This window comes from Hymenobacter terricola, from assembly GCF_017921975.2.
Taxonomy (GTDB): domain Bacteria; phylum Bacteroidota; class Bacteroidia; order Cytophagales; family Hymenobacteraceae; genus Hymenobacter; species Hymenobacter terricola.
The window spans coordinates 1-25,526 of sequence record NZ_JAGEMO020000003.1 but is presented as its reverse complement, the minus strand read 5'-3'; the positions used below and the strand labels follow the sequence as shown (position 1 = coordinate 25,526).

The 25,526-nt window shown below is 59.9% G+C and carries 24 protein-coding genes and 1 pseudogene; 15 read left to right on the top strand and 10 right to left on the bottom strand.

Annotated features, from left to right (window positions below; translation table 11 throughout):
- Positions 1 to 7 precede the first annotated feature (7 nt).
- Both J4G38_RS03310 and J4G38_RS03305 read right to left on the bottom strand, forming a co-directional pair.
- Positions 8 to 430, bottom strand: coding sequence for an IS1/IS1595 family N-terminal zinc-binding domain-containing protein (locus J4G38_RS03310; protein ID WP_210515770.1), 423 nt, complete (start codon positions 428 to 430; stop codon positions 8 to 10).
- 272 nt (positions 431 to 702) lie between these two features.
- Entirely contained in the window at positions 703 to 1,968 is a 1,266-nt protein-coding gene (locus J4G38_RS03305; protein ID WP_210515607.1) for an MFS transporter, read from the bottom strand.
- A 333-nt stretch (positions 1,969 to 2,301) separates the two neighbouring features.
- On the opposite strand from J4G38_RS03305, the gene J4G38_RS03300 reads away from it, so the two are divergent.
- The gene (locus J4G38_RS03300; protein WP_210515608.1) at positions 2,302 to 3,213 is read left to right on the top strand and encodes a flavin reductase family protein; all 912 of its coding nucleotides are present in this window, start codon (positions 2,302 to 2,304) and stop codon (positions 3,211 to 3,213) included.
- A 125-nt stretch (positions 3,214 to 3,338) separates the two neighbouring features.
- Positions 3,339 to 4,055, top strand: a complete 717-nt coding sequence (locus tag J4G38_RS03295; RefSeq protein WP_210515609.1) for a hypothetical protein — start codon at positions 3,339 to 3,341, stop codon at positions 4,053 to 4,055.
- 175 nt (positions 4,056 to 4,230) lie between these two features.
- Here J4G38_RS03295 and J4G38_RS29105 read toward each other — a convergent pair whose 3' ends face one another.
- From J4G38_RS29105 to tsaE, 3 genes are all read right to left on the bottom strand, one after another.
- Positions 4,231 to 4,617, bottom strand: a complete 387-nt coding sequence (locus J4G38_RS29105) for an integrase core domain-containing protein (RefSeq protein ID WP_210515771.1) — start codon at positions 4,615 to 4,617, stop codon at positions 4,231 to 4,233.
- A 57-nt stretch (positions 4,618 to 4,674) separates the two neighbouring features.
- Complete coding sequence (locus tag J4G38_RS03285; RefSeq protein ID WP_210515610.1) at positions 4,675 to 5,901, bottom strand: alanine dehydrogenase; 1,227 nt, start codon at positions 5,899 to 5,901, stop codon at positions 4,675 to 4,677.
- Positions 5,902 to 6,001: 100 nt separating this feature from the next.
- Positions 6,002 to 6,439, bottom strand: coding sequence for a tRNA (adenosine(37)-N6)-threonylcarbamoyltransferase complex ATPase subunit type 1 TsaE (gene tsaE / locus J4G38_RS03280; RefSeq protein ID WP_210515611.1), 438 nt, complete (start codon positions 6,437 to 6,439; stop codon positions 6,002 to 6,004).
- 221 nt (positions 6,440 to 6,660) lie between these two features.
- Between tsaE and J4G38_RS03275 the strand changes: the two genes are divergently transcribed.
- From J4G38_RS03275 to J4G38_RS03260, 4 genes are all read left to right on the top strand, one after another.
- Complete coding sequence (locus tag J4G38_RS03275) at positions 6,661 to 9,126, top strand: TonB-dependent receptor (RefSeq protein WP_210515612.1); 2,466 nt, start codon at positions 6,661 to 6,663, stop codon at positions 9,124 to 9,126.
- A 196-nt stretch (positions 9,127 to 9,322) separates the two neighbouring features.
- Positions 9,323 to 10,579, top strand: a complete 1,257-nt coding sequence (locus J4G38_RS03270; RefSeq protein WP_226163112.1) for a pyridoxal phosphate-dependent aminotransferase — start codon at positions 9,323 to 9,325, stop codon at positions 10,577 to 10,579.
- Between the two features lie 72 nt (positions 10,580 to 10,651).
- A complete protein-coding gene (locus J4G38_RS03265) occupies positions 10,652 to 10,903 on the top strand; it encodes a hypothetical protein (protein WP_210515613.1) in 252 nt (83 codons plus the stop codon).
- Positions 10,900 to 11,226, top strand: coding sequence for a type II toxin-antitoxin system RelE/ParE family toxin (locus J4G38_RS03260; RefSeq protein WP_210515615.1), 327 nt, complete (start codon positions 10,900 to 10,902; stop codon positions 11,224 to 11,226). The genes J4G38_RS03265 and J4G38_RS03260 overlap by 4 nt, the downstream gene beginning before the upstream one ends.
- Before the next feature lie 416 nt (positions 11,227 to 11,642).
- Here J4G38_RS03260 and porX read toward each other — a convergent pair whose 3' ends face one another.
- Positions 11,643 to 13,211 carry a T9SS response regulator signal transducer PorX gene (gene porX, locus J4G38_RS03255; RefSeq protein WP_210515617.1) on the bottom strand — a complete coding sequence of 523 codons (1,569 nt, stop codon included), beginning with the start codon at positions 13,209 to 13,211 and terminating at the stop codon, positions 11,643 to 11,645.
- 447 nt (positions 13,212 to 13,658) lie between these two features.
- Here porX and J4G38_RS03250 point away from each other — a divergent pair, with 447 nt between their 5' ends.
- The 6 genes and pseudogenes from J4G38_RS03250 to J4G38_RS03225 all read left to right on the top strand — a co-directional run bounded on the left by J4G38_RS03250 (position 13,659) and on the right by J4G38_RS03225 (position 19,736).
- Positions 13,659 to 14,888 carry an HD domain-containing protein gene (locus J4G38_RS03250; protein ID WP_210515619.1) on the top strand — a complete coding sequence of 410 codons (1,230 nt, stop codon included), beginning with the start codon at positions 13,659 to 13,661 and terminating at the stop codon, positions 14,886 to 14,888.
- A gap of 117 nt (positions 14,889 to 15,005) precedes the next feature.
- Positions 15,006 to 16,046: a UDP-3-O-(3-hydroxymyristoyl)glucosamine N-acyltransferase gene (gene lpxD / locus J4G38_RS03245; protein ID WP_210515621.1), complete on the top strand. Its 1,041-nt coding sequence runs from the start codon at positions 15,006 to 15,008 to the stop codon at positions 16,044 to 16,046.
- A 99-nt stretch (positions 16,047 to 16,145) separates the two neighbouring features.
- Entirely contained in the window at positions 16,146 to 17,540 is a 1,395-nt protein-coding gene (locus tag J4G38_RS03240) for a bifunctional UDP-3-O-[3-hydroxymyristoyl] N-acetylglucosamine deacetylase/3-hydroxyacyl-ACP dehydratase (protein WP_210515623.1), read from the top strand.
- A 99-nt stretch (positions 17,541 to 17,639) separates the two neighbouring features.
- Positions 17,640 to 18,446, top strand: coding sequence for an acyl-ACP--UDP-N-acetylglucosamine O-acyltransferase (gene lpxA, locus J4G38_RS03235; RefSeq protein ID WP_210515625.1), 807 nt, complete (start codon positions 17,640 to 17,642; stop codon positions 18,444 to 18,446).
- A gap of 167 nt (positions 18,447 to 18,613) precedes the next feature.
- Positions 18,614 to 19,171, top strand: a pseudogene (locus tag J4G38_RS03230) (ABC transporter ATP-binding protein); the annotation flags it as partial.
- A gap of 208 nt (positions 19,172 to 19,379) precedes the next feature.
- Positions 19,380 to 19,736, top strand: a complete 357-nt coding sequence (locus tag J4G38_RS03225; protein ID WP_210515629.1) for a hypothetical protein — start codon at positions 19,380 to 19,382, stop codon at positions 19,734 to 19,736.
- Between the two features lie 121 nt (positions 19,737 to 19,857).
- Here the strand turns inward: J4G38_RS03225 and J4G38_RS03220 are convergent, their stop codons facing one another.
- Positions 19,858 to 20,712, bottom strand: a complete 855-nt coding sequence (locus J4G38_RS03220) for a DUF4197 domain-containing protein (protein WP_210515631.1) — start codon at positions 20,710 to 20,712, stop codon at positions 19,858 to 19,860.
- A 113-nt stretch (positions 20,713 to 20,825) separates the two neighbouring features.
- Here J4G38_RS03220 and J4G38_RS03215 point away from each other — a divergent pair, with 113 nt between their 5' ends.
- Positions 20,826 to 22,151, top strand: coding sequence for a competence/damage-inducible protein A (locus J4G38_RS03215; RefSeq protein WP_210515633.1), 1,326 nt, complete (start codon positions 20,826 to 20,828; stop codon positions 22,149 to 22,151).
- A 30-nt stretch (positions 22,152 to 22,181) separates the two neighbouring features.
- Here the strand turns inward: J4G38_RS03215 and J4G38_RS03210 are convergent, their stop codons facing one another.
- The gene (locus J4G38_RS03210) at positions 22,182 to 22,943 is read right to left on the bottom strand and encodes a hypothetical protein (protein ID WP_210515635.1); all 762 of its coding nucleotides are present in this window, start codon (positions 22,941 to 22,943) and stop codon (positions 22,182 to 22,184) included.
- Between the two features lie 140 nt (positions 22,944 to 23,083).
- On the opposite strand from J4G38_RS03210, the gene J4G38_RS03205 reads away from it, so the two are divergent.
- Positions 23,084 to 23,227: a hypothetical protein gene (locus tag J4G38_RS03205; protein WP_210515637.1), complete on the top strand. Its 144-nt coding sequence runs from the start codon at positions 23,084 to 23,086 to the stop codon at positions 23,225 to 23,227.
- A gap of 65 nt (positions 23,228 to 23,292) precedes the next feature.
- On the opposite strand, the gene J4G38_RS03200 is transcribed toward J4G38_RS03205, so the two are convergent.
- Both J4G38_RS03200 and J4G38_RS03195 read right to left on the bottom strand, forming a co-directional pair.
- On the bottom strand, positions 23,293 to 24,006 hold the full coding sequence (locus J4G38_RS03200; RefSeq protein ID WP_210515638.1) for a hypothetical protein: 714 nt from the start codon (positions 24,004 to 24,006) through the stop codon (positions 23,293 to 23,295).
- 344 nt (positions 24,007 to 24,350) lie between these two features.
- Positions 24,351 to 25,034 carry a hypothetical protein gene (locus tag J4G38_RS03195; protein WP_210515640.1) on the bottom strand — a complete coding sequence of 228 codons (684 nt, stop codon included), beginning with the start codon at positions 25,032 to 25,034 and terminating at the stop codon, positions 24,351 to 24,353.
- 128 nt (positions 25,035 to 25,162) lie between these two features.
- On the opposite strand from J4G38_RS03195, the gene J4G38_RS03190 reads away from it, so the two are divergent.
- Positions 25,163 to 25,420: a hypothetical protein gene (locus J4G38_RS03190; protein ID WP_210515642.1), complete on the top strand. Its 258-nt coding sequence runs from the start codon at positions 25,163 to 25,165 to the stop codon at positions 25,418 to 25,420.
- Positions 25,421 to 25,526: the final 106 nt, after the last annotated feature.

Sequence of the window (25,526 nt, the reverse complement as noted above, 5' to 3'; positions counted from 1 at the left end):
TCACCTCCTACCCCGCCCGGAACCGTTCCCAGCGAATCACCATGAACTTGTCGCCCAGCTCCGTCACCATCATACCGGCCCCTTTCACGTTGGCGGGCACCTGAAAAAACGCGGCCAGCTCGGCTTGATTAAGGATTTTGTAGGTGGGATGGTAGTCGGTTTGGCGCGGCGCGCGCACGCCGTACTTCTTCACCCAGTTCATCACGCTCACGTGGCTTACGCCCAGCAGCCGCTCAATCTCGCGGTAGCTCACGCCCTCGATGTAGAGTTGCAGGGCTTTCACCACGTAGTAGGGATTGACTTCGCGGCCCACTTTGGCCACGGTGTAGTGGTAGCCGCAGCTTTTGCACTTAAAACGCTGCCGCTCGTTCACCACGCCACTTTTTGTGGCTTCGCTCGATTCGCATTTGGGGCAGGCGGGAGCATTCATGGGGCCGAAAGCAGGGAAGTTTATACTAAAGCTATAGTTGCTGAGCAAATCTATAGCACTTTAGCGAATAAATAGCACATTCTGTATTTTTGTCCGGATTCCTTCGGCCCGGCAACGTGCTAATTCGCTAATATTTACGCCTGGTCATCGCGTCAAGCCCCGCCCTTTGGTGCCGCGGGCACCCTTAGCCGGGGCCAAAAGCAAAGCGGCAGCGCCGGCTGAGGTCGCTGCCGCTTTTGTAGCTGGCTTACCGGTCTGAGATGCGGCTGGCCTTACTCCTCTTCCAGGTAGTCGAGGTCTTTGCCGTAGGTTTCGGGCAGGGTACTGGCACTGAAGAAGGCCAGCACCAGCAACACCGCCCCAATGATGGCCGCCGCGCCCACCATCCCCAGCGAAGGGAAGGACTTGAGCGCCTTGAAGGCAATGGTGACGAGCACGAGGGCCCCGCGGGCAAAATTGGGGGCCGTGGTGGCTACCGTAGAGCGGATGTTCGTGCCAAATTCCTCGGCCGAAACCGTGACGAACAGCGCCCAGAAGCCGCCGGTGAAGCCCACGAAAAAGCAGGCGGCATAGAAGGCCGTGGTGCTGGCCCCGTTCAGCCCAAACAAATAGAAGGATACCGCTACCGCGCTGCCCAGAATAAACATCTGGAGGGTTCGCATCCGGCTTTTGAGCAGCTGGCTGAGGCCGCCGCTGGTGAAATCGCCCAGCGTGAGGCCGAAGTAGCACCAGGAAATGCTCAGGCCGCCCGTCACGGCTCCCTGCAAATGAAAGGCCTTGCCAAATTCCGGGGCCAGCGTAATCAGAATGCCGGCCAGAAACCAGAACGGCACGCCCACCAGCAGGCAGCGGACGTACTTGCTGAAGCGGGCCGCGTTGGTAAATAAGCTCATGAAGTTACCGCGCCGCGCGCTCGAATTCTTGGTTTGCTCAAACATGCCCGACTCGAACACGCCCGCCCGCAAGGCCAGCAGCGCCAGGCCCAGCCCGCCGCCGATGAAATAGGCGCTGCGCCAGCCAAACTCATTTCCGACAAAGTAGGCCACCACCGCGCCACTCACGCCCACCGAGGCCACAATCATGGTGCCGTAGCCGCGCTTTTCCTTGGGCAGGGTCTCGGCCACCAGCGTGATGCCCGCGCCCAGCTCACCGGCCAGGCCGATACCGGCAATGAGCCGCAACCAGCCGTATTGGTCGATGTTCTGCACGAAGCCGTTGGCAATGTTGGCCAGCGAATACAGCAGAATGGACCCGAACAGGACCGACAGCCGCCCGCGCTTATCGCCCAGCACGCCCCACAGAATGCCGCCGAGCAGCATGCCACCCATCTGCATGTTGAGCAGAAACAGGCCCTCATTGGTCACGGCCGAAGCCTCAGTGATGCCGATGCTGTTCAGGCTTTGTACCCGCACGATGCTGAACAGCACCAGGTCGTAAATATCTACGAAATAGCCCAAAGAGGCCACAATCACGATGGCGCTGAACAAGCCCACCGCCGGGCGGACCACGGGGTCAGCCGGAATTTTTGTTGGATTCATAGAGAAGAGGGAAATGGTTGAAACACCTAACGTTACCATTTTTTTGGGAATAGCGCACCGCCCCGCCCGGCTGTACCGGTATTACCCCATGGCATTGGAGGAATTCACCATAGTTATTGATACCCGAAGGTTTCCATTTCGGCACAGAAAACAGGTTTTGAAGGCTTAGAGAAAAGGTTTTATCCGCCTATTTTAATTTAGCAACATTTCGTTCCGCATAAGCAAATCCGTCGGGTTCACCGGTTGATGCCGCCCCTTGGTCCTGCTCAGCAGCGCATGGCTTGCGGTGCCCGCCCTTGGCCTGCCCGCCCAACAATTACTTCCTTTGCATCCATGTCCGATTTCCACTCCCTCACGCCTGCCGACCTCACGCCCGCCCAGTGGCACCCGTTTCTGGTGGGCGCGGTGGCGCCTCGGCCGGTCGCCTTCGCCAGCACCATCGACGCCGAGGGCCGCGTCAACCTCAGCCCCTACAGCTTTTTCAACGCCTTCAGCTCGAACCCGCCCATTCTCGTGTTTTCGCCCGCCAACCGCGTGCGCGACAACACCCAGAAGCACACCCTCCAAAACGTGCGCGAGGTGCCCGAAGTCGTCATCAATATCTGTGATTTCGCCTTGGTAGAGCAGATGTCGCTGGCCAGCACCGAATACGGCAAGGGCATCAACGAATTCACCAAAGCCGGCCTCACCGAGCTGGCCTCGGAGCTGGTGCGGCCGCCGCGCGTGGCCGAGGCGCCGGCCGCTTTTGAGTGCGTGGTGGAGCAAATCATCGAGCTGGGCCAGAACAATGGCGCCGGCAACCTCATCATCTGCCGGGTGGTGCGCGCCCACTTTCGTACCACTATTCTCCTACCCAATGCCACCGGTATCGACCCATTTAAGCTGGATGCCGTGGCTCGGCTCGGCGGCGATTGGTACTGCCGGGCCAGCGGCACCAGCCTGTTCGAAGTGCCCAAGCCCAATCGCCACATCGGCATCGGCTTCGACCAGCTGCCCGACTTCCTTCGCAGTAGCGATGTGCTGACCGGCAACGAGTTGGGCCGCCTCTCCAACATCGAGCGCGACGCCCTACCCACGCCCGCGCAAGTTGAGGAATTCAAATCCGAACCGATGGTAGCCTACCTCCTCAACAAATACCGCGACGACACCCCGGAACTGCGTCAGCAACTGCTGCAGTTGGGCCGCCAATTACTGGCCGAAGGGCGGCTGGTAGAAGCGTGGAAAGTGCTGCTTTACAATGCGTGATTGTTTAACCAATACGTAACTCGCAAACCTCTAGTTTTGACTGGCCCGCTTTAAGGGGGAGCTTACAAACTGACCATTATCAATCGAAAATACAAAAATTTACACCTAAAGGCAACTAAATAATCATGAGAAAAATCCTGGAAATTAATTTATACATTAATAACGTTAAAATTGCTAAATGCGGTTCTATTATTTTAGAACCTTATGCTACTTCTACCGCAAGAAAATTTTTATTCCATAACTTAAAATTCAAAACTACTGAAGACTTTTTATCTTTAAATAAGATACAGGTTCGCATTTCTTGCCGTTCAAAATATTCTAATGTAAAGCCTATTTATGAGTTTAATATTCTATTATTAGACTTTGATAGTAAACTAAAGTGGGTTTATGGACTTGTTCATCACGATTATGAAGAATACAGACAGGGTGTAATTGACGTACTTGCTTCTTGGCAAAAAGGAGAAAAGATTGACTGGTTCAGTTTGCCAACGAAAGGTCTTTTAAAAGAAGACTACATCACAGCTTGCCTACATTATTCAGGTGTCAGTACAGAAATTATTGATAAAGACTTATATAAAATAGACATGTCATTAGTTCGTGAGTATAGAGATGTATTATATTTGATGGGGGAGGCTTTTTTTGGAGAACGAGGCTATATGGGGCATAGCTTCCATACATTTGTAGATTGCCTGCGGTGTATATTTCATAAAGGAGGATTTGCAGAAAGCAAAAAAATAATATTTGAAAATACTGAACGTTTAGTTATAGAAGATGACACACTTTTTTTTGAAGACCTAAAAAAAGAGTTAATAATACATGGAATTTCTATTCTCAAAGGATAGAAGCTGTTAGAGCACTGGATTGCGAGCCTTTTTTCGTAAAGGCCTTCTTATAGTAGCAGGAAGATAGACATTAGTTATACTACTTGTTGTCATTCAAATTCTTAATAGCATCATTCGTAATATAAATTCCCTCCCGTCCGTATACTGGAGTAGTCTAATAAAACCAGAAAGTGAGTTAAGGTAGATTGCTTATCAGGTCGTGTTCAAATTGATGGGGCGAGCGGTAGCCGAGGGCGGAGTGGCGGCGGTCGAGGTTGAAGTAGGTATCGAGGTAGTGGGCCACTTCCAGGCGGGCTTCTTCGAGGGAGGCAAAGGCGGTGCCGTGCGGCAGCAGTTCGGTTTTGAGCGTGCTCCAGCCCGCCTCCGCCTGGGCATTGTCGTAGGGGTTGCCGGGGCGGCTGAAGCTGGGCACAGCGCCGGCCTGTTCGATGCGGGCACGGCACGCCGCGCTGGTGTACTGGCTGCCGCGGTCGGCGTGAACGATGAGCCCCGGGGCGGGCTGGCGCAGCGTCAGGGACTGTTCCAGGGCGTGAAGTGTAAGCTCCCCCTTAAAGCGGGCCAGTCAAAACTAGAGTCAAAGTGAAACATCAAGCCCCGCAAAAAGCATTGCCCCACTCCCCTAATTTCGCACCGCAATCAGCAGCCCTAATTCCTTATACCGCAAATTAAATTTCTTCGCAATCATCGCATTGGTCAGCGAGCCGCGGTAGATGTAGACGCCGCTGCGGAAATGCTCGTTGGTGAACAGCACTTCGTTGATGCCGCCGTGCTGGCTGATTTCCTGGAGGATGGGCGTGAAGATGTTGCTCAGCGCGTTGGTGGCGGTGCGGGGCACGCGGGAGGCGATGTTGGGCACGCAGTAGTGCACCACGTCGTACTTGCGGAAGACGGGCTTGCTGTGGCTGGTCATTTCGCTGGTTTCGAAGCTGCCGCCCTGGTCGATGCTCACGTCGATGATAACGGAGCCGGGGGCCATGCTGGCCACCATTTCCTCGGGCACCATGAACGGAATGCGACCATCCTCCACGGCCAGCGCGCCGATGACGACATCGGCCCGGCGGATTTGCTGGCTGAGGGCAAACGTATCCAGCGTGCTGGTGTAGAGCTGCATGCCCAGGTTGTGCTTGAGGCGGCGCAGCTTGTAGAGGTGGTTGTCGAACACCTTCACTTCGGCGCCCAGGCCGGTGGCGGCGCGGGCGGCGTACTCGGCCACCGTGCCCGCCCCGAGGATGACGACCTGCGATGGCGGCACGCCCGTGATGCCGCCCAGAATAATGCCCTTGCCCTCGTTGGAGCGGGCCAGGTACTCGGCCGCAATCAGCATCACGGTGGAACCGGCGATTTCGCTCATGGCGCGCACCACGGGGCGGGCCCCGCTGGGGTCCTTCATCAGCTCGAAGCCGATGGCGTTGATTTTCTTGCGGGCCAGCGCCGCGATGTACTCCTGGGTCATGGAGCCCATTTGCAGGGCCGAAATCAGGGTTTGATTGGCGTGGAGCAGCTCAATTTCATCGAGCGTAGGCGGGGCCACTTTCAGCAGCACGTCGGCCTTGAAAACCTCCTCAGTGGAGTAGGCAATCTGGGCGCCGGCTTCGGAATAGGCGTGGTCGGCGTACTTGCTGGGCTCGCCGGCGCCGGCTTCCATCACCACTTCGTGGCCTTCGTTCACGAGGTGCTGCACGGCTTCAGGCGTGAGGCCAATGCGGTTTTCCTGCAACGAGGTTTCGCGGGGCAAGCCAATGAAGAGCTTGCGCTTGCGCGTTTCCACGGCCAGCATCGATTCCTGCGTGAAATAGGCGCGGCTCGTCGCTAGTGATTCAAAACCGGGTGGTAGCTTTTCGGCCATGTCAGTAAGTACCGGTTATCAATTAACAATAATCAAGTTAGGCAAGCGGCGGGGCCGGGCCTGCGTAAACTGCTACTTATTAATCAACAATTCTCGGGTATTATTTTATAACAGTTAGATGTATTTCACGGGCTTCGGCGCTCAGCACGTCCAGGCGTACTTCCAACCGAGGCTGAGGCAATAACGACGCCACGCGGGCGGGCCATTCCACTAAACAAAGATACCCCGAATCAAGGTACTCCGTAGCGCCCATTTGCTCGGCTTCCGCGATTGAATCAATGCGGTAGAAGTCAAAATGGTACACGGGTTGGTCGCGGCCGTCGCGGTACTCATTCACCAGCGCGAAGGTGGGACTGCTCACGTCGTCGGCGATGCCCAGTGTGGCCGCCAGCGCCCGGATGAGGGTGGTTTTGCCCGCGCCCATCTCGCCTTCGAAAGCCACCACCGAACAGCCGGATTCGGCAATGGCCGCGCACAGGTGCCGGGCGGCGGCGGGCAGGTCGGCGAGGGTAGGAACGGCGAGCGTGAGAGGGAGCATTGAGCAAAATTACCGACTGCCGGGCAGAAGCAGCTTCCTGCTCTTGGATTATCTCCTCCAAAACTGCACCTTTACACTTTATCAGGCACGCTAAAGTATTCAGTTTAAAAGAAGTGTCACTTCCCTTTTAAAACCCTGTACTTAAAACGTTGCACTGGTTTGGCCACCAGCTCCAGGCGGGTGCGCCTTGCTCTTTTCGATTTCTACCCGGTCTCTGCTACATGCCCAACTTTACTCTTGTCCGGGGCGGGTTTGCGCCCTTTCGTTTCGTGCAGCTGCTGCTCCTGGGCCTGCTGCTGCTATCGCGGCCGGTGCTGGCCCAGGAACCGGCCGCCCTGAGCGGCACCGTGACCAATGGCACGGGCACGGCGGTGGAATTTGCTACCATCACTCTGCACCGGGCTGCCGATTCGGTGGTCGTCAAAACCGAGTTCAGCGATGCGCAGGGCCACTTTCAGCTATCCGCCAAAGCGGGGGGGCGCTACCTGGTTTCGGCGGCGCAGGTGGGGTTTGCCCGGTATTGGAGCCCGGCGTTTGAGCTGCCGGCTGCGGGCTTGCAGCTGCCCGAAATCAGGCTGACAACCAGCCGGAGCGCGGCGCTGAAAGAGGTGACCATAACGGCCCGCAAGCCCTTGTTTGAGCACCTGGCCGACCGCACGGTGGTGAACGTGGCCGACAGTCCGCTCTCGGCCGGGGCCACGGCGCTCGACGTGCTGGGCCGCTCACCGGGTCTGACCCTGGACGGCAGCGACAATCTGGTCCTGCGCGGCCGCCAGGGCCTGCTGGTGCTGGTTGATGGCAAGCGGGTACCCCTTACCGGCCTGGAGCTGGCCGATTACCTGAAAGCCCTGCCCGCTGAGCAGCTTCAGAGCATCGAGCTCATCACCAACCCGCCGGCGCAGTACGACGCGCAGGGCGGCGCGGGCGTCATCGCCATCAACCTCAGGAAAGACCAGAGCCAGGGCACCAACGGCAGCCTGAACGCCAGCTACGGCCGGGGCGAATACGGCAAGTTCACCAGCACCCTGGCGATGAACCATCGCCGTAAAGGGCTCAATATCTACGGCAGCTATTCTTATAATGACCGCACCAATTTTGTGCGGCTCAATTTTGACCGGCAGTATGCCGCCACGCCGTTGCTGCCGGCCGCCAGCAGCGTGCTGGCCACCGAGCAGGTGGCTCACCTGCGCACGCACACCGGCAAGCTGGGGTTCGATTGGGCCCTGTCGAAGCGCACGCTGCTGGGCGTGGCCGTAAGCGGCCTGGCCAGCCAGAACGATATCACCACCACCAATTTCACGCAGCTGTTTGGCCCCGCCGGCGAGCCGCTCAGCCGCTACAACTCGCTGACACCCCAAGAGATGAGCCGGCCTAACGGCGGCGCCAACGTGAACCTGCGCCACGCTTTTGCCGACTCGGCGACGGCCAGCGCCATTACGGTTGACGCCGATATGGCCCGCTACAACACCACGCGCTTGCTGGACCTGACCACCTACTTTGTGGAGCCCGCGGCCACCACCACCTTGCTCCACGGCGACCAGCGCAGTGCGCTCACGATTCAGGCCCTCAAAGCGGATTTCAGCCAGCCCCTGCCCCACCGGGCCCGCCTGGAAGCGGGTGCGAAGTCGACGCGGGTAACGTCGGACAATAACGTGCAGTTTGTCAGCACCGCCAACGGCATCAGCACGCCGGTCCCGGCCGCTTCCAGCCAGTTCAGGTACCACGAAAACGTGAACGCGGCCTATGTGAACCTGCGCGGTACCGCTTCCAAAACCACGCTGCAAGCCGGCCTGCGGGCCGAGCAGACCAATACGCTGGCGGAAACGGCGGGCGACGCCACGCGGGAACGCCACTACTTCCAGCTTTTTCCCAGTGCCACGGTGCAGCACCAGCTCAATGAGCGGCACCAGCTGGGCCTGTCCGTCACGCGCCGCATCGACCGGCCCAGCTACGGCCAGATAAACCCGCTGCGCATCTACCTCGACGCTACTTCCTACCAGTCGGGCAACCCTGCTTTGGTGGCCCAAACCAGCTACAACTTTGAGCTGACGCACACCTACCGCCAGAAATTCACGACGGCCCTCACCTATGCCCAAACCGACAACCCCATTGTGCGAGCCGTGCAGCCCGCGCCCGACGGCGGCCGCCTGGTGGTGAACCGCGACGTGAACCTGACCACGGAACACTACGCCGCCCTCACGCTCACCGTTCCCCTGGAGCTGGCCAAATGGTGGACCCTGTACGCCAATGGAGTGTTTTACTACGCTCGTTTCCAGGGTGAGCTCGCGGGCACGGCGCTCGACCGCGGCCAGATGGCTTTCGGCCTCACGGCCAATAGCAGCTTTACCCTGCCCCACGGCTGGTCGGCCGACCTCAACGGCTCGTATGACTCCCGCGAAAAATTCGGGTTCGAAGTGGTTAGTAATCGGGGCCAGGTGGCCGCCGGCATCCAGAAAAGCCTGTGGGCCAAACAGGGCACGTTGCGCCTGAACGCAACCGATATATTTTACACCCTGCCCGTTCGCTCCACCTCGGCCTACACCGATTTCACCGAAACTTTCTACCGGCGGCAGGATACGCGGGTAGTCACCGTAGCCTTCACCTACCGCTTCGGCAACAGCAAGGTAGCCGCCGCCCGCAAGCGCGCCATCGGGGCCGAAGATGAGCTGCGCCGCGCCGGACAATGACGCCTGCGGCTTAATAAAGAATGAGGAATGAGGAATGAGGAATGAAAAATTGGGGGTTTTCAACCCATTCGCTCGCCTTCTGAATTCTTCATTGCTCATCCTTCATTCTTCATTAAGCCGCAGGCGTCATTCCTCAGTAAGCGAAGCGTCATTTACCTTCGTGGGCCGATGCGGCAATTATTTCCCGTTTCTCTCCATGCAAGTATCCAAGATGGCAGCCGGCCTTATCGGCTCCGAAATCATTCGAATTGGTAACCAGGTAAGCGAGCAGGTGCGCCAGGGCGCGAACATCTGCAACCTGACCATTGGGGACTTTGACTCCAAAATATTCCCCATTCCGGCCGGGCTCACGGCCGGCATCATCCAGGCCTACCAGGCCGGAATGACCAATTACCCGCCCGCCGCCGGCATGGGCGACCTGCGCCAGAGCGTTTCTGATTTCCTGAAAACCCGCCAGGGCCTCGACTACAACGCCAACGACATCCTCATTGCCGGCGGCTCGCGCCCGCTCATCTACGCCACCTACCGCGCCCTGCTGGACGAAGGCGACCGCGCCATTTTCCCGCTGCCCAGCTGGAACAACAACCACTACTGCCACCTGGTAGGGGCCACGGCCGTAGCCGTGCCCACGCTGCCCTCAACCAACTTCATGCCCACCGCCGCCGACCTGGCCCCGCACGTGGCGGGCGCCAACCTGCTGGCCCTGTGCTCGCCGCTAAACCCCACCGGCACCGTTTTCACCAAGGAAGGACTGGAAGAAATCTGCGACCTGGTGATTGCCGAAAACAAGCGCCGGGGCCCCGACGAAAAGCCCCTCTACATCCTCTACGACCAGATTTACTGGCTGCTCACCTTTGGCGCAGCCCAGCACTATGACCCCGTGAGCCTGCGCCCCGAGCTGCGCGACTACGTCATCTACATCGACGGCATTTCGAAGTGCTTCGCCGCCACCGGGGTGCGCGTGGGCTACAGCTTCGGCCCGGCCACTATTATCGACAAGATGAAGTCCATCCTCGGCCACGTCGGGGCCTGGGCACCCAAGGCCGAGCAGGTAGCCACCGGCAAATTCCTGCCCGAAACCGCTGCCGTCGATGCCTTCCTGACCAGCATCAAAGGCCGCCTGCAAACCTCGCTCACCGCCCTCTTCGATGGCCTGAAAGAGCTGAAAGCCCAGGGCTACCCCGTCGATGCCGTGGCGCCGGCCGGGGCCATTTACCTCACCGCCAAAATCGACGTGCTGGGCCGCACCGCCCCCGACGGCACCGTGCTCACCACCACCGCCGAGCTCACCTCCTACCTCATCGCTGAGGCCAAGCTGGCCCTGGTGCCCTTCAGCGCCTTCGGCTCGCCCGCCACGGAGCCCTGGTTCCGTGCCTCGGTGGGGGCCGAAACGGTGGATTCTATTGTGGCGGCGTTGCCCCGCTTGAAGGCGGCGCTGGATAAGCTGAAGTAGAAAAAGCGGCAGCCGCTGGTCACATTTGGGGCCAGCGGCACGTTAGTTATTCAGACGCATTACCTTGCACTCATGCACACGCTGAATCTGACCATCCCCCTCACCCTACCGCAGCTGGCCGAGTTACTGCGCACCCAGTTTTCCGCCGCTGAGCGGCAGCAGCTGGTAGAGCTCCTCCAGCAACCCGTGCCCAAAGCCCGGCGGCCGAAGAAGCCGCTGCCTTCGGTAGCCGATGATTTGCGGGAGGCATTTACTGAATTAAAGCAGTATCAGCGCGGCGAGACGCAGCTTCAGACGCTCGATGACTTTTTGAAAGAGTTGTGAGCTACAGCATCAAGCTACTGGCAAAATTTAAGCGCGCGGCCAAACCACTCCTTAAAAAATATCCTTCCCTGAAAAGTGAATTGGGAAGCTTGCAGCAGCAGCTGCTTGAAAATCCAACGCTTGGTACCGCGCTTGGAAAGGGCTGCTACAAAATCCGGCTTGCCGTTAGCAGCAAGGGCCAAGGCAGCTCAGGGGGCGCGCGAGTCGTTACGTTCGTCGCTATCCTTAACGAAGAAATCGTATTGCTCACGATTTACGACAAAGCCGACCGCGCCGACCTACGGCCGGGTGAGCTGGAGGAACTCCTGAAATTGCTCGAGTAAACGCGTAAAGTGGCGGATGCCCCACGGCTCCCCCGCCTCGGACCTGTAGCTGAAGTAGGCCGGAGCCGCGCTCGGGAAACCCTGGATTATGGGCAAAAAGGCTGCCGGTGGGCCTCTGTGGCCCCCCAGACGACCATCGGTACCCCCCACCCGACCATCGGTAGCCCCCACCCGAGCATCGGCAGCCCCAACAACATGCTGGTGGTCCCCAAACTGCCATCGGCAGCCCCCAAAGGCATGCTGGTGGTCTCCGGCTCAGTATTGTGAGGCCATGAGGGAGTGTCGGTATGCCTCGGCCGCTGCCCGGTAGGGTTCGGCCCGACTTTCAAAGAGAACCCCCGCCGTTGGGCAGTGCCTACTCGATGGAGTAAGCGCTGCCCAACGGCGGGGGTTCTCTACTGGGGTGGCGAGGCGGATTAGCCCTTCGCCGTGAGCGTGATGTACGGAATGATGCATTCCTCCAGCGAAATACCGCCGTGCTGGAACGTGTCCTTGTAGTAGTTCACGTAGTAGTTGTAGTTGTTGGGGTAGGCGAAGAAATAGTCGCCAATCGTGAATACATACGCGGTGCTCACGTTCTCGCGGGGCAGCATAATGCTTTCCGGCTTGCGCACCACGTACACGTCGCGCGAGTCTTCGAAGCCCAGGTTTTTGCCGTGCTTGTAGCGCAGGTTGGTGTTGGTGTTGCGGTCGCCCACAATCTTGTAGGGGCGCTTGCAGCGAATGGTGCCGTGGTCGGTGGTGATGATGAGCTTGCCTTTTTTCTCGGCAATCTGCTGCATCATCTCATACAGCGGCGAGTGCAGAAACCACGAGCGGGTGATGCTGCGGTAGGCCGACTCATCGGCCGCCAGCTCCCGAATCATGGCCATGTCGGTGCGGGCGTGCGAGAGCATGTCCACGAAGTTGTACACGATGACGTTGCACTTGTAGTTGTTGTGCAGGTTGCTGATTTTGCCCAGCAAATCCTTGCCGGCCTGCAGGTTGGTCACCTTGTGGTAGCTGTGCTTCACCTTCTGGTTGTTCTTCTGGAAATTGATTTCCATGAACTCGGCCTCGTGCAGGTTTTTGCCCTCGTCGTCGTCGTCGGTCACCCACAGGTTGGGGTATTTTTTCTGAATGTCGGCCGGCATCATGCCCGAGAAAATGGCATTGCGCGCGTAGGCCGTGGTGGTGGGCAGGATGGCGTAGTACATCTCCTCGCTGTCCACGGTGAACAGCTCGGTGATGATGGGCTCCAGCACTTTCCACTGGTCATAGCGCAGGTTGTCAATCAGCACGAAGTACACGGGCGTGTCGCCGGTGGCCTTCAGGGTCGGGAACACCCGCTCCTTGAACAGCTGGTGCGACATGAGCGGCGCGTCCTTGTCGCTGCCATCCACCCAGTCCTCGTAGTTCTCGGTGATGAAGCGGCCGAAATACGAATTGGCCTCGTCCTTCTGCATGTTGAAGACCTCGGCCATGCTTTTGCCCTCGGTTTCGTTGATTTCGAGCTCCCAGTACACCAGCTTCTTGTACACCTCGGCCCATTCGGCGGGCGTGAGGCGGTCGGAGAGCTGCATGCCGAGCTGGCGGAAATCGCGCTGGTAGCCCGAGTTGGTTTTTTCGCTCACCAGGCGCTTGTTGTCGAGCACCTTTTTCACGGAAAGCAGAATCTGGCTCGGGTTCACCGGCTTAATCAGGTAATCGGCGATTTTCGAGCCGATGGCCTCTTCCATGATGTGCTCTTCCTCGCTCTTGGTAATCATCACCACGGGCACGGTGGGCCGGATGGCCTTGATTTCGGTGAGGGTTTGCAGGCCGGTGAGGCCGGGCATGTTCTCGTCGAGGAAAACCAAATCGTAGCTCTTCTCCTGAATCTCCTCAATGGCATCGGCGCCGCTGTTGACGGGCGTTACGTCGTAGCCTTTTTCCTTGAGAAATAAAATATGGGGCTTGAGCAAGTCGATTTCGTCGTCGGCCCAGAGAATGGTGGTTTGTTGCATAATAGGGACTTGGGGTCTTGGGGACTTAGGGTCTTGGGTTTTTATGGGGATAATGGGCTAAGTCCCGGGTGAATTGTGGGAGCCGGCTCAATGGTGCGCCGTAGCTTCGCAGCATAACATTGACGGCTCACGGCTGCAAATGTTGCCTTTTGCTTTTTACCAGCCGTCTTTTAACCGCTGCCATGGTTGATTTCGGCAAGCTAAGAATCTGGCGGGAAGGCAGCGCGTTGCCCCATCAAGTATTTCCGCTGCCGCGAAGTTTCCCCCGCCAAAATGTTGTTCAACGCAGCTTGCCTTGCCAAGCCGTCATGCCAGGCGCAGCCAGGGCATCTCGCTCGGGGCAGCAATCAAAACCGCTAAACGATTGAAATGCTTCCCCACGCGAGATGCTTCGGCTCCGCTCAGCATGACGTTCTTGCTTCCTCTTTCTCCCGCCAAGTCCCCAACGTGAACAAAAAGAAGATTTTCAACGACCCCGTTTACGGCTTCGTCACCATCCCCACGGAGTTTCTGTTCGACCTCATCGAGCACCCCTATTTCCAGCGGCTGCGGCGCATTCAGCAGCTCGGGCTCACGGGGTTTGTGTATCCGGGGGCGCTGCACACGCGCTTTCACCACGCGCTGGGCGCCATGCACCTCATGTCGCTGGCCCTGCGCACGCTCAAGGACAAGGGCGTGAAGATTTCGGCCGCCGAGGGCGAGGCCGCGCTGGCCGCCATTTTGCTGCACGACATCGGCCACGGCCCCCTCTCCCACGCCCTCGAAACGGCCATTTTCCAGGACGTGCCGCACGAGCAGCTTTCCCTTTTCCTAATGGAGCGGCTGAACGGCGAGTTTCACGGCAAGCTCGATTTGGCCATCGACATGTTTAAGGGGACGTACAAGCGGCCGTTTTTCCATCAGCTCGTGAGCAGCCAGCTCGACATGGACCGACTCGACTACCTTAACCGCGACTCCTTCTACACCGGCGTGGAAGAAGGCCGGCCCGGCGCCGACCGCCTCATCAAAATGCTGCGCGTGCACGACGAGCGGCTGGTGCTCGAAGAAAAAGCCGTGTACTCGGTCGAGAATTTCCTGGTGAGCCGCCGCCTGATGTACTGGCAGGTGTACCTGCACAAAACCGTGACCAGCGCCGAGCAAATGGTGATTCGGACCGTGCAGCGCGCCCGCGACCTGGCCCGCCAGGGCGTAGAAGTGCCCGCCAACAGCTGCCTGAGCTTCTTCCTGGGCCGCGCCGTGAGCCTGGCCGAGTTCGAGAAGGACAACAAAATCCTCAGCCATTTCGTGGAGCTGGACGACTACGATATCTGGTCGGCCATCAAAGCCTGGGCCGGCCACCCCGACCCCGTGCTCAGCTACCTCGCCAAAAGCATTCTGCACCGCAACCTGCTCAAAATCGTGCTGGCCTCCGAGCCCTTCGACGAGGAATTCCGCCTCGGCATTCGCGAGCTGATTGAGGAGAAATTCAACCTGCCGCCCGACCAGGCCGCCCTGCTCATGATATCGGGCCGCCTGAGCAACAGCGCCTACAACGCCGAAAGCCAGGAGCCCATCGAAATTCTCACCAAAAAAGGCGACGTCGTGAACGTGATGGAAGCCTCCGACCTGCCCAACATCCGGGCCCTGAGCCAGCGGGTGGAGAAATTTTACATCTGCTACCCGAAGGAGATTGTGTAAGTTTTGGTTGTCAGTTGCTAGTTGTCAGTTGTTAGGCTGCCAAGCCCTGGATGCCGACAGCAAACCGCCCGAATCTGACAACTGACAACCACCAGCTGACAACTAATTTTGCCGCCTATGGAATTTACCGTTCAGCAAATTGCCGAAGTTCTCGGCGGCACCGTGGAGGGCGACGCGGCCCAACGCATTTCCAGCCTGGCCAAGATTGAAGAGGCCCGGGCCGGCTCGCTCACCTTCCTCTCGAATGCGAAGTATGAGCCGTTCCTGTACGAAACCGGCGCTTCGGCCGTCATCGTAGGCACTGCCCAGGAACTGCGCCAGGCCGTCAGGCCCACGCTCATTCGGGTCGAAAACCCCTACACCGCCTTCAGCCAGCTGCTTGAGTTTTATGCCCAGGCCACCCGCACGGGCAAGCGCGGCGTCGAGCAGCCTTCCTATATCGGCGAAACCTCGGAGATTGGTCCTGGCCACTACCGGGGCGCGTTTTCCTACATCGGCGAACAGTGCAAGCTGGGCGAAAACGTGCTGATTTTCCCGCATGCCTACATCGGCGACCGGGTCACGATTGGCGCGGGCAGCATCATTCACGCCGGGGCCAAGATTTATCCGGACACCGTCATCGGGCAGTTTTGCGTCATCAAAGCCGGGGCCGTGGTGGGGTCCGATGGGTTTGGGTTCGCGCCGCAGCCCGACGGTACCTATAAGGCCATCCCGCAAATCGGCAACGTGGTGCTGGAAGACTACGTGAGCATCGGCGCCAATGCCACCGTGGACTGCGCCACGCTGGGCTCGACCCGCGTGGGCCGGGGCAGCAAAATCGACAACCTCGTGCAGCTCGCCCACAACGTCGAAATCGGCCAGCACACCGTCATTGCCTCGCAAACGGGCATCGCCGGCTCGGCCAAAATCGGCGACCATTGCGTGCTGGCGGGGCAGGTGGGCATGGCCGGCCACGTGGTGCTGGCCAATAAAACCACCGTCGCGGCGCAGTCGGGCGTGGGCAAGAACGTGAAGAAAGAAGGCACCATTCTGCAAGGCTCCACGGCTTTCGATTTTAAGCAGAACCAGCGCGCCCAAATCGTTTTCCGCCGCCTGCCCGAACTAGAGCAGCGAGTAGAGCGGTTGGAAAAGGCGAAAAACGCGACGGAAAAGCCCTAGCTTTGCAGCCTCTTAGTTGTTCGTTGCTAGTTGTCAGTTGTCAGGGCTTTGGGCTCTCAAAAGCTAACAACTGACAACCAACAGCTGACAACCAATCAGATGAACGACAAGCAACACACCATTCAGGCACCCGTGACGGTGCGCGGCATCGGACTGCACACCGGCGTGGAAGCCACCATGACGTTTTGCCCGGCGCCGGTGGGCCACGGCTACAAGTTTCAGCGCGTGGATTTGCCCGGCCAGCCCATCGTGGATGCCGACGTGGACAACGTGGTGGACCTGAGCCGCGGCACCACCATCGAGCAGAACGGCGCCCGCGTCAACACCGTGGAGCACACCCTGGCGGCCCTCGTGGGCCTGCAGCTCGACAACGTCCTGATTCAGCTGTCCGGCCCCGAACCGCCCATCATGGACGGGTCCTCGGCCGAGTTCATCAAGGCGATTGAAACCGTGGGGCTGGCGGAGCAGAACGCGCTGCGCAACTACTACGAAATCCCGGAAAGCATCCGCTACGTGGACAACGCCCGCGGCGTCGAAATCGCGGCCCTGCCCCTCACCGATTACCGCCTTACGGTGATGGTGGACTACAATTCGCCGGTGCTGGGCTCGCAGCACGCCACGCTGGACGACATCGGCAAGTTCAGCGCCGAAATCGCCTCTTCGCGCACGTTCTGCTTTTTGCACGAGCTGGAAATGCTCTACAAAAACAACCTCATTCGCGGCGGCGACCTCAGCAACGCCATTGTGGTCGTGGACCGCGTGGTGACCGACGACGAGCTGAATGACCTGGCCAAAATGCTGGGCAAGCCCCGCGTTTCGGTCAAGAAAGAAGGCATTCTGAACAACGTGGACCTGCGCCACAAAAACGAGCCCGCCCGCCACAAGCTGCTCGACCTCGTGGGCGACCTCGCCCTGGTGGGCCGCCCGCTGAAGGGCCAGATTCTGGCCGCCCGCCCCGGCCACGCCGCCAACGTGGCCTTTGCCAAGAAAATCAAGAAGAAGATGCTGGAGGCGCGCAGCAACCCCGTGCCCCTCTACGACCCCAGCCGCGAGCCGGTGATGGACGTGAACCGCATCATGCAGGTGCTGCCCCACCGCTACCCGTTCCTGATGATTGACAAGGTCATTCACCTCGACGACCAGATGGTGACGGCGGTGAAAAACGTGACCATCAACGAGCCGTTCTTCCAGGGCCACTTCCCCGGCAACCCGATTATGCCCGGCGTGCTTCAGATTGAAGCCCTGGCCCAAACCGGTGGCATTCTGGTGATGAACACCGTGCCCGACCCTGAAAACTACTGGCAGTACTTCCTCGGCATCGAAAATGCCCGCTTCCGCAAAAAAGTATTGCCCGGCGACACCATCGTTTTTCACTGCCAGTTGCTGGCCCCCATCAAGCGCGGCATCGCCAAGATGCGCGGCCAGGCTTTCGTGAACGGCAAAGTGGTGTGCGATGCCGAAATGAGCGCCGCCATTGTCCGCAAAGACGCCTAATTTGAATTAATAATGAAGAATGAAGAATGAAGGATTGCACCTGCTTACCGGTTGTATAATTCCTCGTTCTTCGTTCCTCATTCTTCATTAAAGTAAAGAATGATTTCCCCCCTCGCCTATATTCACCCCAATGCTCGCCTCGCGTCGGGCGTAACCGTTGAACCGTTTACGACCATCGCGGCAGATGTCGAAATTGGGGAGGGCACCTGGATTGGGCCGAACGTCACCATTATGAACGGGGCCCGCATCGGGCAGTACTGTCAGGTGTTTCCCGGCGCGGTAGTGGCGGCCATTCCGCAGGATTTGAAGTTTGCCGGCGAACAAACCACCGCCATTATCGGTGATTACACCGTGTTGCGGGAATGCGTGACCGTGAACCGCGGCACCATCGAGCGCGGCGAAACCCGCGTGGGCAGCCATTGCCTGCTGATGGCCTACGTGCACGTGGCGCACGACTGCATCATCGGCCACCACTGCATTCTGGCCAATACCGTGCAGGTGGCGGGCCACGTCGAGATTGGCGATTATGCCATTGTGGGCGGTTCGTCGGCGGTGCACCAGTTCGTTAAAATCGGCCCCCACGCCATGATTTCGGGCGGTTCGCTGGTGCGCAAGGACGTGCCGCCGTTCGTGAAAGCCGGCCGCGAGCCGCTGTCCTACGCCGGGGCCAATTCGGTGGGCCTGCGCCGCCGGGGCTTCTCCGAAGAAGCTATCAATATGGTGCAACAGCTGTACCGCACGCTGTTTTTGGGCGGGCTGAACAACCAGGATGCCCTGGCCCAGATTGAGCGGGAACTGCCGGAATCGCCAGAGCGCGAAACGGCGGTGAGCTTCGTGCGCGCGGCAACCCGCGGCATCATCAAAGGTCCCAAGCGCGGCCGCCCCGACGGTAGCGAGTCGGAGTAGTCTTTTTAGTTGTCAGTTGCTCGTTGTCAGTTGTTAGCCTTGGCTATTACGTGGCACTGCTCAACTGACAACTGACAACGAGCAACTGACAACTACACTTGCAAATCATCGCCACCGGCTTGGGCAAGCGCTTTCAGCGCGACTGGATTTTCCGGGGCCTGACGCGCACCTTCCGGCCCGGCAGCGCCACGGCCGTGCTCGGCCCCAACGGCGCGGGCAAAAGCACGCTGCTGAACACGATTTCGGGCCAGCTGCTGCCCACGGAAGGCATGTTGACTTATTCGCTGGCGGGGCGCACCGTAGCGGTGGAAGATGTGCCGCAGCATCTGGCGTATGCCGCGCCCTACCTCGAGTTGCTGGAGGAGCTGACGCTACTGGAGCTGCTGCAGTTTCATACCCAGTTTAAGCCCCTGCGGCCGGGGGTTTCGCTGGACGCGCTCATTGGGCTGACGTACCTCGAAAAGTCCCGCCACCAGCTGGTGCGCGAGTTTTCATCGGGCATGAAGCAGCGGCTGAAGCTGGCCCTGGCCCTGTACGCCGCCGCGCCCCTGCTCCTGCTCGACGAGCCCACCACCAACCTCGACGCCACCGGCGTGGCCTGGTACCAGGAACACGTGCAGGCCACCCGCACCGGCCGCACGCTGCTGCTTAGCTCCAACGTGCCGGCCGAGTACGCCTTCTGCGACGAGCAGCTACTGGTGACGGATTTTCAGGTAGCGCGCTAGCAGTTGAGCGGCTGTAGTAGGGCAAAAATATCTTGTCATTTCGGATTGCTGGTACCAGCACAGCCATGCAAAACAGCCGATTGCAAAGCTTGAGCTTACATTTTGCGCATGAAAACAACTTCGAAAGTCAACCGAAAATCCGCCCGTTCCGTATCTTCGCGGCCAGCTTAGGCTCATTTTCTCACCTCAACTACAATCCGCCCCGGCCATGATAGACAACGACGACCTGGACGACGACTTGCTCGACGACGACGACAGCCTGGATTCCTACGCCGCCAAAGGTGGCGCGGCCGCCCTCGGCAGCACCGAAGACCGCCTCTCGGCCAAATACGCCGATTACCTCATGTGGACCGACACGGGCTCCTCGCACGACGAGGCTCTGGACCTGGCCAACATGACGGAGGAAGAATTTACCGAAGCCGAGCGCGCTGAGAACTCCGACCGCGGCGGCTTCACCAGCCTCGACGACGATGACGACGACTTTGCCGACGACGAGGATGAAGACGAAGGCTATAGCAGCGGGCGCAGCAGCCGCAGCAGCAGCTTCGACAGCGACGACTTCTAGCTCTAATCAGGTTGAGCAGCCCATTCAGGTTATTCGACTAATCAGACCATAAAATAGCCCCGGCTGGGATTTCCAGCCGGGGCTATTTTATGGTCTGATTGCCTTCTTACTACCTCACCGGTTAGCGGCCAAATACCTGCTTCAGAATGTCGGAAGTGCGGGCGGCGGGGTTCTTGCGAATCTTGGCCTCTTCCTGGCCCAGCAGGACAAACAGGCCGTCGACGGCCTTGTGGGTCGTGTAATCGGCCAGGCTGAGCTGCACGGGGGTCATCAGCGGAATTTTGTTGTACTGATTGGTGATGGTGGCGTAGGCCCGGCCGGCTCCCACCTGGTCGATGGCGGCTTCAATATCGGGGTGGAACGCCGCGATGAGCTGCGTCTCGGTCGACTTGCGCAGGAATTGCGTGGCGGCATCGGTCGAGCCACTGGTTACCAGCGTCAGCGCGTCGGTGATGCTGATGTTGGCCAGGGCGTTGAGGAAAATGTCCTTGGCTTTGGGCGCGGCGGCTTCGGCGGCGCGGTTGAGCTGGGTTTCGAACTGAGTAAATACCGTGGCCATGCCCGGCAGGCGGCCCACGGTCGATTTCACCATGTCCAAATCCGGCGGCACGGGAATGTGAATGTCGTCGTTGAGGTTGAAGCCGTCGGCTTCCGAGGCAAAGCCCACAGCCTTGATAATGCCTTTGTTGAGGGCTTCTTTGACGCCGGCGCTGGCCTGGGCTTCGGTGAGGGACGCGGCGGGGGGCGTGGCTACCACTGGGGCTTTGGTGGTGGCAGCTTTGGCGGCAGCGGCCTTAGCGGCCGCTGTCTTGGCCGCGGCAGCTTTCGCGGCGGCGGCTTTGGCGGCAGCGGCCTTAGTAGCCGCAGCCTTGGTGGCGGCGGCTTTTTTAGCAGCTGTGGTTTGCGCGTGAGCGGCGGGGGCCGTGGTGGCCAGCAGGCCGGCTACCAGCAGGGCACTGGCAATGCGAATAAACATGGAATAAAGAGCTGCGGCGGGAAAACCGGATGGCCCCTGTGGCTGTCCTTGGACCGCCGCGTGTGCAAATTGAAGACAATTTTGCGGCCAAACCTATTTTTTTCGTCAAACCCATGCTCCTGCCCAGCCCACTTCCCACCCCCAATTCCACAAATATCAGCCCCGGCGCGCCGCCCGATGTCGAAATCATGACCATTGGCGACGAGCTGCTGTACGGGCAGGTAATCGACACCAATTCGGCCTTCATGGGCCAGGAGCTCGGTAAAATCGGCCTGCGGGTCCGGCAGATTTCGTCGGTGTCGGACCGGGCCGATGAGATAGTGGCGGCCCTGGACCAGGCTCGGCAGCGGGCGCAGGTGGTGCTCATCACCGGCGGCCTGGGGCCAACGAAGGACGACCTGACCAAGCACGTGCTGGCCCGCTATTTCGGCACCGAGCTGGTGATGCACGAGCCCACGCTGCGCCACGTCGAGGAAATATTCAAGCGCTTCAACCGGCCCATGCTCGACGTGAACCGCCAGCAGGCGCTGGTGCCGGCCAACTGCGAGGTGCTGCCCAACGCGGTGGGCACGGCCCCCGGCATGTGGTTTTCGGACCAGGGCACCATTTTCGTGAGCATGCCCGGCGTGCCCTTTGAAATGAAGCGGCTGATGACGGACCACGTCCTGCCGCGCCTGCAGGCCCAGTTCCACCTCGCCCCCATCGAGCACCTGGTGGTGATGACGGCGGGCCTGGGCGAGTCGTTCCTGGCCGAGAAGATTGCCGACTGGGAAGACGCTCTGCCCGCCAACTTCAAGCTGGCCTACCTGCCCAGCTTCGGGGCCGTGCGCCTGCGCCTGACCGGCACCGCCGACGGCCAGCCCGACCTGCGTGGCCGGATGCTGGCCCTGCTGCCGGCCCTGCGCGAGCGCATCGGTGAGTTCATTTTTGCCGAAGAAGAAACCACCCTGGAAGCGGCCATCGGCAAACTGCTGCTCGCCAAAAACCTCACCATCGGCACCGCCGAAAGCTGCACGGGCGGCCTCGTGGCCCAGCGCCTCACCAGTGTATCGGGCAGCTCGGGCTACTTCCGGGGCGGCATCGTGGCCTACCACAACGACATCAAGCAGGAAGAACTGGGCGTGAAACCCGAAACCCTGGCCCAGTTCGGGGCCGTGAGCGAAGCCACCGTGCGCGAGATGGCCGAGGGTGCCCGCCGCCGCCTGGGCGTGGACGTGGCCGTAGCCACCAGCGGCATCGCCGGCCCCACCGGCGCCACCGACACCAAGAAAGTAGGCACCGTCTGCCTCGCCTACGCCGACGGCACAAAAACCATCAGCCGCGAATATGTGCTGGACCGGGGCCGCGCCCTGAACGTGGAATACGCCGCGCAATCGGTGCTCACCATGCTGCGCCAGGAACTGGCCGGGCTGGATATTTCCCACACGTTGCGCGTCTGAGCCGGTGGCGGCCACCCCGCGCCGCTGGGGCTACTGCGTGGCCGTCGCGGTGAGAGAATTAACGTAATTGACCAGCTCAGTTAATTCGGGGGCGCTGGTGAAGCCCAGGCGGTGTTCGGCCGCGTAGCTTTCCAGCTGCCGGGCTTGCTTGGGGAAAGCGGCCAGCAGGTCTTTTTTGCAGGTGCGAATCGAGCGAATCTCACCGGTTGGCCACGCCACGTAGAACTGGTCCTGGAACTCCGTAACGGTGGTGTAGCGAACCGCCGAAGCAGCGGCCTGCTGGGCGGCGCGGCCCCCACCGTTGCCGCCCCAAAACATCCCCGCTGCATTTGAGGCCGGCAATGCATTCGGATTGCTCCCGATTGCCACCATGCGCGGCACCAGACACAGCCGCCGCAGCAGCAGCACCGGGCCGGCACTGAGCTGCTCGAAAAAGGCCGGTTCGGGACGCTGGTCGGGGTGCTCGGGGGTGCGAGCCAGGCTGCGAAACAGCCGCACCACGGTGGGGTCCAGGGCATGCGGGGCGCGGGGGCGATTGGGGCCCGAGCCGACCACTTCGCCCTGCACGGCGAAAGCCGCCACGGCTTCGGGCGAAAAGGCCCGCACCTTGCCATCGGGTTGGCGGAGGTAGAGCACATCGGTGGAAAAACCGACCGCCGCCTGCCCGTCCAGGGTGTCGCCGCTGGCCAGTACCACCCGGCAAAACTGGAAGTTCAGCCGCACTGCGCTGCTTACCTGGGCCGCCGCCGAAACCCCCATTAGAAACAGCCAAACGACAATCCAGATTTTCATGGCATAGCGTGATGATTTGACCCCGATAACTGCTTAAATATAAGCTTTTATCGGGGTCAAATCATCACGCCCAATGTTACCATTTTCAGGGCTGCTCACGCGGCTTTGGGCCTCTCCCATTTCCCGGCTGGCCCTCGTCGGTGGACAGCGTGTGCCTCGCCTACGCCGACGGAATACAGACCACCAGCCGCGAGTACGTGCTGGACCGCGGCCGCCCCTTGAATGTGGAGTACGCCGCGCAGTCGGTGCTCACGATGCTGCGGCAGCAGCTGGCGGGAGTGTAAGGGCTTCACACTGGTTAGAGCAAGATGTAGCTTTACATCTTGCTCTAACTACCGTTTTTGTGAACTCAACCTATGTCTTCCTCCTGTGTGAGCGGTTGGATACGGAATTGGCTAGCCACGCGCCAAAACAGCTGGTCTTCTGTTTGCAGAAAATAATGCAGGTCCGCCACCTGTTCGTTCGGCTGCCACCCTGCGCTGCCCACCTCCAAGTAAGCTCCATTGGTGAAAGTGAGCTGCAAGGCACCCACGGACGAAACAGCCACCCGTTGGACCCGTGCGCGGCGGAGGCGGGCAAGCGCTTGGTCTGGAGAGGGCGCGGCGTCGTTCCACTGGACTGGCGCGGCGCGGGCGGACGTTAATTGCCACGGACAGTACGCCGTGAACCCCTGCGCTTGCCCAGCCACTGTTTTCAGCGCGAGGTGAAAAACCGAACTGGTCCGGCCGGCTTGGTGGAAGCAATGGGCCTGCACGCTGCGCACGGTCGCGCCGGTCCACGGCGCTAGCGCCGCTTCCACGGTCGCGGCGTCGGCAGTAGGAAAGGCAGCGTACCGCGCCCACTTGGCGGCCAGCAGGCCGTCGACTGTGATTAAAAAGGGCGCCTCGCCCTCCCGCGGCACGGCCAGCGGCCATGCCATTTGCGGATGCTCGCGGGCGGCCACAACCGAGAGGTCGGTAAAGGCAGCGTGCGCCGCTTGCAGGTCAAGGGGCGATTGCTCGAAGAATAGCAAAAACCGTCCAAGGGCATGACCATAGGGGGTGTCTGGAACTGAAGCGAGCATGAACCACAGAAAAAATAGGGGGGATAAACCAAACAGGTAGCTGGAGAAAGATAATCTGCTTTTCTCGAATCCAGGTGGCTACCATTACGCTCCTTTCCTTAAACGAATGTATTTGGCGCTTCTCAGCCATAGAAACCCGCTCAACGGTCCAGATGGAGTTTAAGAAACTCGTTCACCATTCAAAGTTCACGAAACTCTCATTGGAGATGAGTTTCGTGAACGACGAGCCAGCCACATAAAACCAGCAAAGAGGCGAATAGTAGCGCGGACTTTGTAGTCCATGTCCCCGCGCCGTTCGAGCATCGTTCGGGTTTTCGCCGGGGACGCGGACTACAAAGTCCGCGCTACGCCGCCTTCTCTCCCTTCGGCTTCTTCGATTTCGCCCCCGCCGAATTAACCAGCGCCCGCGCCGACTTGTAGCCCTTGAACAGCTCCGGATTCACGGTTTCGAAGATGCTCATGGCCTTGTCCAGCTCATAAATCTGGGTCATCTGGGCCTCGTGCACTTCCTCGTAGGTGGCATTGGCGTTCTGGCGGGCGTCGAGCAGCGACTGGGTATCGGGCAGGCCTTGTTGGAACGTTTCGGCCAGGGTGCGGGCCTCGGTCAGGAAGTCGGCGTCGATGGCGTGGTCGGCCAGGGCCTTCTCGTTGGCTTCGGCTTTGGCCAGCACCTGCAGCCCCACGCCCGCCTGCAGCTCGGGCCGCAAATGCCGGAACGCGCTGCGCCCAATGGTGACGAGACTCAGAAAATCCATGTCGTTGGCCGCCGTGGCCACCATTTGCAAGGGCCCGAGCATCGACAGAATCCGGGTTTCAAAAGAGGCCTGCTGCTTCGTGCGGCGCTCGGTCACGGCTTTGGTTTCGGTGGCCGTGAGGCCGGCTTTGGCTTGCACGGCGGGCAGGCCGGCCAGCACATCGGCGGCCTCCTTGGCCGCTATTTTACTTTTGCCGATGGCCGGCAGGTTGGTAGTCAGCCAGGGCGCAAGCACGCCCATCATTCGAAATTGGTCGGCACGAAATGATTGCATAAGAAACGGAAGGGGTAAAGTGGGTTCAGGCCGGCTAAAGTAGGTCTTTATTTTCCCGTCGCAAGCTCCCCCGTCCGGCTCCGGCACGCTGGCTTCACCCCCACGCCTGCTCGCCGGAAGGTATCGGCATGCTCCGGCCCCTCACGGCAGCTTACCGGGCCTGCTCCGGCAGTTGCATTGCCCACGCCACGCCTCGCCGGGCCTCCGCCACCACTTGCCTGCCCTCCGCCACGACTTGCTACGCCTCCGCCACCACTTACCACGCCTTATCCGCGACTTACCGGGCCTTATCCACGACTTACCGCACCTTATCCACGACTTACCAGCCCCCATCCGCCACTTACCGGGCCTCATCCACCACTTACCGCCACCCAACAGCCTCGTAGGGGCGACATATCGGTAGCAAGCAGCGCAAAAGAACAACAAAGCCCCGGCGGGGGCGTGCCCGGCAGGGCGACACTCGTTCACCGAATGCCGCCCTGCCGGGCACGC